Source organism: Bacteroidia bacterium (assembly GCA_019695265.1).
Classification (GTDB): domain Bacteria; phylum Bacteroidota; class Bacteroidia; order JAIBAJ01; family JAIBAJ01; genus JAIBAJ01.
Window position 1 is genome coordinate 47,974 of sequence record JAIBAJ010000011.1, and the last position, 7,861, is coordinate 55,834.

General features: G+C 37.7%; 7 protein-coding genes. All 7 read left to right on the forward strand.

Annotated features, from left to right (window positions below; all coding sequences use genetic code 11):
* The first annotated feature begins 11 nt into the window (after positions 1-11).
* Positions 12-2,129, forward strand: coding sequence for a penicillin acylase family protein (locus K1X82_03450; protein MBX7181146.1), 2,118 nt, complete (start codon positions 12-14; stop codon positions 2,127-2,129).
* A gap of 290 nt (positions 2,130-2,419) precedes the next feature.
* Complete coding sequence (locus K1X82_03455) at positions 2,420-2,809, forward strand: DUF1801 domain-containing protein (GenBank protein MBX7181147.1); 390 nt, start codon at positions 2,420-2,422, stop codon at positions 2,807-2,809.
* 150 nt (positions 2,810-2,959) lie between these two features.
* Positions 2,960-3,412 carry a hypothetical protein gene (locus K1X82_03460; protein ID MBX7181148.1) on the forward strand — a complete coding sequence of 151 codons (453 nt, stop codon included), beginning with the start codon at positions 2,960-2,962 and terminating at the stop codon, positions 3,410-3,412.
* A 406-nt stretch (positions 3,413-3,818) separates the two neighbouring features.
* Positions 3,819-4,634 carry an SDR family NAD(P)-dependent oxidoreductase gene (locus K1X82_03465; GenBank protein ID MBX7181149.1) on the forward strand — a complete coding sequence of 272 codons (816 nt, stop codon included), beginning with the start codon at positions 3,819-3,821 and terminating at the stop codon, positions 4,632-4,634.
* Positions 4,635-4,637: 3 nt separating this feature from the next.
* On the forward strand, positions 4,638-5,546 hold the full coding sequence (locus K1X82_03470) for a helix-turn-helix transcriptional regulator (protein MBX7181150.1): 909 nt from the start codon (positions 4,638-4,640) through the stop codon (positions 5,544-5,546).
* Positions 5,547-5,613: 67 nt separating this feature from the next.
* Complete coding sequence (locus K1X82_03475; protein ID MBX7181151.1) at positions 5,614-6,195, forward strand: peroxidase-related enzyme; 582 nt, start codon at positions 5,614-5,616, stop codon at positions 6,193-6,195.
* 132 nt (positions 6,196-6,327) lie between these two features.
* Positions 6,328-7,572 carry a sterol desaturase family protein gene (locus K1X82_03480; GenBank protein ID MBX7181152.1) on the forward strand — a complete coding sequence of 415 codons (1,245 nt, stop codon included), beginning with the start codon at positions 6,328-6,330 and terminating at the stop codon, positions 7,570-7,572.
* Positions 7,573-7,861 lie beyond the last annotated feature (289 nt).

The following is a 7,861-nucleotide window of genomic DNA, read 5'->3' on the forward strand; positions in this document are numbered from 1 at the left end:
AATTACTGAACATGAAACGATTTTTCTTTTTGGCAATTGGTATCTTAGTTGTTCAATTTGTATTTTCTCAGAATAAGAAACCAATAACTACTATTGATCCCAGCAAAATTGATATTGTAAGAGATTCATTTGGGATTCCCCACATTTTTGCAAAAACGGATGCTGAGGTTGCTTATGGATTGGCCTGGGCAACGGCTGAAGATGATGTAGACAATGCCCAATTCATGCTTAGCACTATGTGCGGTAGATTAGGACAAAGGCAAGGAGTTGATGGCGCCAAGATTGATTTTGCTGTTCAGTTTTTAGGGGTTGTTGATTATGTTGATAAGGTTTATGAAAAGGAAATTCCGGACGATTTTAAAAAGGTATTGGAGGGATATGCAGCAGGAGCCAATGCCTACTTTTATGCCCATCCTGAAAAATTATGGAATAAAAAACTACTTCCAATTCGTCCGCAGCATTTAGTGGCCGGTTATATGTTAGGAATGGCTTTGATGGGTGGAGTAGAAGGTACGGTGAGAAGAATGGTGGATGGAACTATTATTCATGATATGCCAAAACCTGAAGACGGAATTGGATCGAATGCCTTTGCTTTTAATTCTTTAAAGACAAAAAATGGAAGCACCTTTTTGGCTGTTAATGCCCATCAACCCATTGAAGGCCTTTTGTCGTGGTATGAAGCGCATGTTTGCAGTGAAGAAGGTTGGAATATTATTGGTGCCTTGTTCCATGGTTCAACCACCATTTTTTTAGGAACCAATGAGAATTTAGGTTGGGCGCATACCACCGGGCAATTGGACGAAATCGATACTTATAAATTAACTATGCATCCTAAAAAGAAGTACTGGTATAAGTTTGATGGTCAATGGAAAAAGCTGGAAACCCATCGAGCCAAAATGCATGTTGGATTAGGAAAGAAGCATAAGTTTGTAATAACGGTTCGAAAAAAGTATTGGACCAGTGTTTATGGACCTACCATGAAGAATGAGCATGGTTTTTTCTCGCTTCGAATGCCGGCACTGATCCAACCCAAAACTTCTCTGCAATGGTATCGAATGAACAAAGCCAGGAATTTTACTGAATTTAAAAAAGCACTCCAAGTTCAGGGTTTATCCAGACAAAATATTACCTATGCAGACAAAAATGATACTATTTTCTTTATTTCAAACGGGTTGATTCCTTTACGAAACAAGCATTACAATTGGAAAAAGGTTTTACCCGGAGATACCTCAGCAACTTTATGGAATAGCTACTTACCCATTGATAGTTTGGCTCAATTTTTAAATCCGGAATGTGGTTTTGTTTTCAATACCAACAATGCCGGTTACGAGGCTACCTGTTCCACTGAAAACGGAACCTTAGAAATGTATAACAAAGGAATAGGGTATGAGCCGGAATTTAATAACCGTAGTTTACGTTTTTATGAGTTAATGAATGAAAAATATGCCAATACTTTCATTGATTTTGAAGATTTCAAAAAAATAAAGTTCGATTATACTTTTCCAAAGCATATTACTTACAGAGGCCAATTTTGGTTGGACAATATTTTTAAGTTGGATCCAGGCAAATACCCTGATATTGCAGATGCAATAAATCGGATCAAAGCATTTGACCACGAAGCGGATACCATGGACAGAAATGCTTCAATTTTTATGTTTACCATATATAAAATGTTGAATGGTCCACATGAACGTTTAAAGGATTTGGATAAGGATGCTAAAAAAATGGAAGAAACCTTTGTTGCTTGTATTCGGGAGGCTCAGGCACATTTGATAACCTATTTTGGTAGTATTGATCAACCTTTGGGTAAAGTTCAGGTGTTGGAAAGAGGAGGGAAATATGTGGGATTAAATGGAGGTCCGGATGCGATACGCGCCGTTTTTGGACATATTCAGTCTGATGGCAGAATACGAATGGTTGCAGGTGATGGCTATATGCAATTGGTAGAATTTAAAAAAGATGGCCCCCATATCAATTCAATCAGTCCTTACGGAGCCAGTAGTTTTTCAAGCAGCAAACATTACAATGATCAAATGCATGCCTTTGGTAGACATGAATTGAAAAGAATGACTTTGGATAAAAAGGAAATCTACAAGAATGCCAAGCGGATTTACCATCCGCAATTGTAATACCGAATGGACATTAGGTTTAGTCCAATTTTATATATTAATTCTTGAATAAATTGGTCTAAACAGCTTTTGCCTCGGCATTTACCAATTTTAATTTATAAAAGCATTCGGACTATTTATAAATTAAAATTGTTGTAAGGTCAAAATTTCCTAGGTTTGGGAAAATTTATTGCCGGCAAATGGGCTGTTGTTTTATTTCATTCAGGCAAATGGAGTAATTCTATGAATTGCCTGAATTGCAGTGAATTCATAAATTACCATTGCGTTTATTAGATTAATACATTTTCAATATGACTTTAAAAGCATTAAATAGCGAGGTAACTGTTTTCTTAAACCAGTTAAACCATCCATTAAGAATTGAAATTGAGCATTTAAGAAATTATATCCTATCTGCCGACCATAATTTAACGGAAAACATTAAATGGAATGGACCTAATTACGCTTTCAACGGGGAAGACAGAATTACGATGAAAATCAACCCTCCTAAAACTATTCAGCTTATTTTTCATAGAGGTGCAAAAAAGCAAGAGCAACCCAACAACAAATTAATTGAAGACAATTCAAAACTACTTGTTTGGAAAGAAAACGACAGGGCTGTTGCTACCTTTAAGAACTTATCTGAAGTTGAAGTAGCAAAAGATGGTTTAATCCAGCTTGTAAAGAAATGGATAAAAGCCTAGAACTTTTCATCAGGCAAGCCTGAATGTTTTCATGAACTGAAACAAATTGCTGCCTGGATATATAACAAGTACCATTACTTCTGTTTTTTTGTTGGTTTATCCTTTTAATTCATTGAGTACATTTGAATAATCAATTATAAATTGGAGGCCATGAAGCAACTAAAGTCTATGCTAACTGTTTTTTCCATCTGCATTGGAATGAACCTTTTTGGGCAAACAAACAGGATAGACACTGCTGTTTACAATGCCCAAATTGGAATAGAAAACACCTTTTTATGGTTGATGAGCAATGGACAAACACGGTCGTATGTCTATTGCGGAGCTTGTACGGAAAGGGAAAGGTTTGGCACATTTCGGCTGAGTGGTGACACCATTTTTCGAAACGATACCATTCAAAATTTGTATGAAATGCACGAAGGAGGCAAGGAAAAAGTAACAAACTATGGCTCCTGGAAGGATACATTGTATTTAGATTTTGTTGATCAAACACGTTATCTTACTTACCAACCGGATAGGTTTAAAGAAGCGGCTGAAAGATATATGCAAACCGGTAACGGGTATTTGCTTTTATCCTTCTTTAAAGAAGTAGCAAAAAAGAAATAATCTCCAAAAGATAACTCAAAATTGATTTGGAATACATCCCACCACACTTGTCATTTGTTCACTTCGTTTCAAATGAAAAGTGCGGTATAAAATTGGGGCTCGTATGAAATAAACTGCTAATAAAAAGATTTTTAATGGCGATGCAGATTGGTTTTAAACCTGATAGAGGCAAATAGCTTTGCCTTTTTTACTGTAATAGGTTGCATGGAACGGGGAGTTTGAACTAAAACCAGTACAAGGCTAATAAAAAAGGCAAACTATAGCCGATAGCAGGGCTGAAGCCTATTCGGGTCACTGAAGATTGTTTCCAAAAAATAAAAAAAGGAATTTGATTCCAAGAAGCGTGGATTTGTATACATCCATCCGGGCAGAAGAAAGGACCTTTGCCCCATCAAAATTTACAACAATGAAAAAAGTGATATTAATTACAGGAGCAAGCTCCGGAATGGGTAAGGAAACAGCTAAAACACTTATTAAACAAGGTCATTTGGTTTATACAGTTGCCAGACGCATTGACCAGATGAAAGACCTGGAACAACTTGGAGGTTTTCCAATAAAAATGGATGTGACCAACGAAAATGAAATTCAGGCGGTATTGGATACCATTATTCAAAAAGAAGGAAAAATTGATGTACTGTGGAACAATGCCGGTTATGGTTTATATGGATCGGTTGAAGATGTTCCATTGGAAGAGGTGCGCAGACAATTTGAAGTGAATATTTTTGGTTTGGCCACCCTCACGCAAAAAGTTATTCCTTTTATGCGTAAAGCCAATCGGGGAACCATCATCAACACCTCATCGATGGGCGGAAAAATGTATACACCAATGGGAGCCTGGTACCATGCATCCAAACATGCACTGGAAGGATTTAGCGATTGTTTGCGTCTGGAATTAAAAGAGTTCCATATTAATGTGGTTATTTTGGAGCCCGGAATTATCGAAACCGAATTTGGTGAGGTGATGTTGGATAATATTACCAAGTATTCAGGAAAAACAGTTTATTCAGGCATTACCAACAAACTAGTGGCTGCCACCAAAGCTATGTATGCGAATGGAGGAGGTTCAAAACCGGCTATAATTGCTGAAACAATTTCGAAAATAGTGCAATCGGACAAGCCTAAAACTCGCTATAGAGTAGGGAAGTGGGCAAAACCGATGGTATGGATGCGTATATTCCTCGGAGATCGTATATTTGACAAAGTGGTAATGAGTCAAGTTTAAACCATGAAACCGATAATTCACCTTAAATCCATTTCGGATATTGAGTTGCTCATTCCGGGTTGGAAACCCAAGCATCCTCTGGTGGCCATTATAGATTTTGCCATGGTGGATGAATACATGCCTGAAGACACCCGTGTGAGTGCTGATTTTTACTCCATCATGTTTAAGAATTATTGCAGCAACCGAATTAAATATGGTCGCCAATCTTATGATTTTCAAGATGGAAGTCTGATTTGCATTGCTCCGAAACAAACCATAACTATGGATACCGAAATTGAGAAGAGGCCGGATAAACTCGGTTGGGGCTTGTTTTTTCATCCGGATTTGATACGGGGAACCAATTTGGGTGAAAAGATGGACGATTATAGCTTTTTCAGTTATGAGATGACAGAAGCCTTGCATTTGTCGGATAAAGAGAAGCAAATTCTTTGGGATGGAATACAAAAAATCCAAAACGAACTCGATGAAAACATCGATGTGCATAGTCAGACTTTAATAGTTTCCAATATTGAATTACTGTTGAATTATTGTTCCAGGTATTATGGTCGTCAATTTATAACTCGTAAATCAATTAACAGTGATTATGTAGCTCAGGTTGAACGAGTTATAAAGAACTATTTTAGAAATTCGGATGTTAGAAGCAATGGATTGCCTACGGTTAAGTTTCTGGCTGAACAAGTTCATCTTTCTCCCAACTATTTAAGCGATTTGTTGAAAAAAGAAACGGGTATGAATGCTCAGGATCATATTCATTATCACCTGATAGAAGAAGCCAAACGTATTTTGTTGAATACGGATCAAAATGTGAGTGAAATTGCCTATGAATTAGGGTTTGAATATCCGCAGTATTTTAGTAAACTATTTAAACTAAAAACAGGAAAAACTCCATTGGAATTTAGAAGCAGGAACTAAGGCAAAAAATCTAAAAGTGATTTAAAAAAAGTCCTAAGTTTGTGCTAACCCTTAAATTAAATATTCCATGGCTTATATTCAAACCGGCATAGACCAACCCGGCATTTTAGAATTATTATTCTATAAAAATTCAACCGGCAATGCCTTATCCAACCTCGCCAATACTTTGTTGTTGGAAAAATCACCCCTTAGTAGCGGCGAAAGGGAATTAATTGCTTCCTATGTTTCTTACCTCAACGAGTGTGAGTTTTGTCACCTTTCGCACACGGCTGCAGCTAATGTTCACTTGGGCGACCAAGGCAAAACAGTAAGTTGTGTTATTAAAGATATTGACACGGCCAATGTTTCCGAAAAGATGAAAAGCCTACTTCGAATTGCAGGGAAAGTTCAGAAAAGTGGCAAACAGGTTACCCAAACGGATGTAGATGCTGCTAAAAAGCTAGGAGCAAGTGACGAAGAAATTCACGATACAGTTCTGATTGCTGCGGCCTTTTGCATGTTTAACCGGTATGTGGATGGACTAGGAACCACGCCGGCAAAGGCAGAAGAGTATCCGGACATGGGAAAACGTATGGCCAAAGGGTATAAAATGCCGCCCAATTTTTTGAAAAAATTTATATTGAAATATGTAGCTAAAAGGAAAGCATAAATTCTTCATTTAGATTTCGAAACTACCCATTTTCCAGTATTTCGTTAAAACACCTTAAAAATTCTAAAAAGCCTGACAGCAGTCAGTTTTAGGTTTTGTTGCTTCTTTATATTTGGACAAATTTTAACCCTCATGAGTCCCAATTACATTCTATTCGCTATTCCATTTTTTTTAGGAAGCATTTTTTTCGAGTTTTTATTTGGTCGTTTAAAAGGTAAGAGTTGGTACAACTTCGAAGATGCTATTACCAACCTGAATATCGGAATTGGCAGTCAAGCCTTTAACACCTTGTCGAAACTTGGACTTATGTTGGTTTACACCTGGATTTACAACCATTTGGCACCGTTTCAACAAGGGCAAACCTGGTTGTCATTTGTTTTATGCGTAATTCTATTTGATTTTATATTTTACTGGGCTCATCGGTGGGGGCACGAAATGAATTTCTTTTGGGGAGCCCACATTGTTCATCATCAGAGTCAGGAATACAATTTAAGCGTTGCCTTACGTCAATCCTGGATTCACAACCTCATCGCTTTTTTCATGTTTTTGCCCATTCCGTTTTTAGGTTTTGATCCACTTATTTTCGGAGGTGCAGCTGCATTTGTAACGTTGTATCAGTATTGGATTCACACCCGTTCCATCAAAAAAATGGGCTGGTTCGAGTGGATTTTCAATACCCCTTCGCATCACCGGGTGCATCATGCCATCAATCCGCAGTATTTAGACAAAAATTATGCAGCCGTTTTTATTATCTGGGATCGAATGTTTGGAACCTTTGTAGAGGAAAAAGAAGAGCCTGAATATGGAACCACTATACCCATTAATAGTTGGGATCCGGTCTGGGCCAATGTGCATTTTTATGTTGATTTGATTGAAGGAATGAAACGCGAAAAAGGGCTTTGGAATAAATTTATGCTTTTATGGAAAGGTCCGGAATACCTAGGAAACCTGCTGGGAATGGATTCTAAATTATACAAAAATTCCGAGGGACATGTGGACAAATATCAGGTTAAGCCCAAATTGAACATGCAGATTTATGTATTTGTTCAATTTTTAGCCCTCATGTTTGGAATTGTATCTTTTATGGGACATTTTTCCGAGCTTTCCTGGTTTTACCGAATCATTTTCTTTCTAATTATCATCCTAACCACCATGAATTGCGGTGGAATTATGGAAGGGCGTAAATGGGTCAACCGCATTGAAATACTTCGTTTAATCATTTTCCTACCGGTTTACAATGTACTTTATCTGACCTATTATTCTTCTTGGGTAAAATGGGTGATGCCAATTTCCATCGTGTTAACTGTCGGTTTTCTAACCTGGCTGGCCATTAATTTCGTGTATTACAAACGTAAAAATCAGGTAATCAAAGGGTAGGGGAGAGCTTTCAATTCGGTAAGGAGATTTTGGCGGGCCCCTTTTTGCCAAGAACTTCAGTTAATTTTCCAAGTTTCTGCAAGGCAAAAAGGTCACGCTTTCGGCGGTAGTCCTCGGCTGCTCCGTTAACACTGCGCAACCTTGCGGGCTACACTGCCTCAATCGTTGCCCGGGGTGCTTCGAACTTGGCTTTTATCGGTCTGATAATGTAAGTGAAAATCAACTTATCCCAATGGTAAAAATTGAATTCACGATATATAATGATGTTAATGCCGAACAATCAGTTTTT

Bases quoted from the DNA above. Each gene is read 5' to 3' on its own strand.
- K1X82_03450 (MBX7181146.1), top strand. From the start codon at position 12: ATGAAACGATTTTTCTTTTTGGCAATTGGTATCTTAGTTGTTCAATTT.
- K1X82_03455 (MBX7181147.1), top strand. From the start codon at position 2,420: ATGACTTTAAAAGCATTAAATAGCGAGGTAACTGTTTTCTTAAACCAG.
- K1X82_03460 (MBX7181148.1), top strand. From the start codon at position 2,960: ATGAAGCAACTAAAGTCTATGCTAACTGTTTTTTCCATCTGCATTGGA.
- K1X82_03465 (MBX7181149.1), top strand. From the start codon at position 3,819: ATGAAAAAAGTGATATTAATTACAGGAGCAAGCTCCGGAATGGGTAAG.
- K1X82_03470 (MBX7181150.1), top strand. From the start codon at position 4,638: ATGAAACCGATAATTCACCTTAAATCCATTTCGGATATTGAGTTGCTC.
- K1X82_03475 (MBX7181151.1), top strand. From the start codon at position 5,614: ATGGCTTATATTCAAACCGGCATAGACCAACCCGGCATTTTAGAATTA.
- K1X82_03480 (MBX7181152.1), top strand. From the start codon at position 6,328: ATGAGTCCCAATTACATTCTATTCGCTATTCCATTTTTTTTAGGAAGC.